The sequence below is a fragment of the Lacihabitans sp. CS3-21 genome, from assembly GCF_024343675.1.
GTDB lineage: Bacteria > Bacteroidota > Bacteroidia > Cytophagales > Spirosomataceae > Leadbetterella.
The window spans coordinates 1-1,916 of sequence record NZ_RJUD01000064.1 but is presented as its reverse complement, the minus strand read 5'-3'; the positions used below and the strand labels follow the sequence as shown (position 1 = coordinate 1,916).

The following is a 1,916-nucleotide window of genomic DNA, read 5'->3' as shown; positions in this document are numbered from 1 at the left end:
AATTGTCTGTCGCTGTTAAATCTACTTTAGCTGGAACCGCTTCGCAACTTACTGTGATGTTTGCTGGTGCAGTTCTTAATTCTGGTGCTGTTTTGTCTTCTACCGTGATGACTTGGATACAGGTACTTTTATTACCAGAAATGTCTATTGCGGTCCAAGTTCTCGTTAAGGTATAAGTGTTTGCACAGGTTCCGTCTGTTCTGACCTCTACCATCGATATCGAAGGATTATTGTCGCAATCGTCACTAACTGTTGGGTTTGTAAGAGGAATACTTAAACAACTCACTGTTGAATTAGCTGGGCAGACAATTATTGGTGGTGTTACGTCGGCACCATTTGGAATAATTATATTATACGACTTCACACAAGATTTGCTATCAACAATATTAACGGTATAATTTCCTGAAGTTAACGAACCTGAAAGCACACCTGGGATTGAGCTTATTGATTGATTACTTCCTCCATTAATATTGAATTGATAAGTACTTGTTCCGCCTACTAAAGTTTCTAACCTAATTGATCCATTATTTCCACCCGGACATGAAGGTTTAATGGATGAAAAGGTTGCCACCAAATCAGCTGGTTGTGCTACAACCACATTATTAATTGAATTTACACAGCCATTGGCATCTGTAACAGAAAATGAAAATGTCCCTGCTGATAATCCAGAGAAGGTATTTGATGCTTGTTTAACCCCTCCATTTAAAGCAAATTGGTAAGAAGGAACTCCACCCGAAGCTGTTAAACTTACACTTCCTGAGACATTGTTGTAACAACTTAGATTTGATGAAGCCGCGGTCAAGCTTAAAGAGGCAGGTACTGTAATTGTGGCTTCTGATGAGGTAGCAGAACTACAAGAGCCATTTTTCACTACAGCTCTAAATTGAGTTGTGCTTGTCAAATTAGTATAGGACTGAGTCATACTAGTATTAACAATATCTATCCACGATGCACCATTATTTATTGAATATTGCCAATTAACTACACTTCCTGTGTGGCCCGATAAGGTTACAGACCCACTATTTAAACCATTACAAAGTACTGTTGTATTTGATGAGACAACACCACCAACGGAAGAAATAATATTAATCGTTCTTTGTGCAGTATCTTTGCACCCTTTACTATCTGTAACTGTCAAAAAATAAGTACCATTATCGGAAACAGATGTGCTTGCAATCATAAATGAATTGGTATTTCCTCCGATACTTGAAGTTTCTTTCTCCCATTTATAAGTATAATTAGGTGTACCTCCAGAAGCAGTAGCACTTAATGTAATGCTTGTTCCAACACAAACAGATGCTGAAGGACTAGTTGAAATAGTACTTAAAACAGGGTTAGGATCGACTACATAATCCAATACATTTGAGATGGCTGAACATGAAACGCCATTTAAGGTTGACGTAACTATTCTTCTGAAAAGAGTAGTTGTGGTAAATGGATTTGGATTGAATTGACTACCGTCTGGGTTTAATTGTCCAATCGCGGCAGACCAATTAACTCCTCCGTCTATACTTTGTTGCCATACATAACTTAAAGTACCAGCTCCTACAACCGCAGTTGAAACGCCAGTAATGTTTGGATCTAATGGGGAGCACCCGGTAGGATTTGTGAGTCCTTTTTGAATAGTTCCTGCTGAAATAGTATTAACAGTTATCTGCAGAGGAGTTGAAGTACTTGAACACAAGCCTTCGGTGCATGAAGCTGTATAAGTAGTTGTTGAAAGCGGACTTACAGTTATTGAGTTACCTGTACCAACCGATGCGGAACTACTATTTCTCCATGTAACTGTACCTGTGCAACTGGACGAATTGGTCAATATTGAGCTCGAACCCGAACAAATAATGTTAGAACTAGCACTAATTATTGGAATGGGTATCGATGAATTGATTATTACTTCCGCAGGTGTTCTTGATGTT

Annotated in this window: 1 protein-coding gene; it reads right to left on the bottom strand. The window is 38.6% G+C overall.

The window, feature by feature from the left end:
• On the bottom strand, nucleotides 1-1,816 hold a 1,816-nt coding region (locus tag EGI24_RS14360; protein WP_255049159.1), incomplete at its 3' end, for an immunoglobulin domain-containing protein.
• Nucleotides 1,817-1,916: the final 100 nt, after the last annotated feature.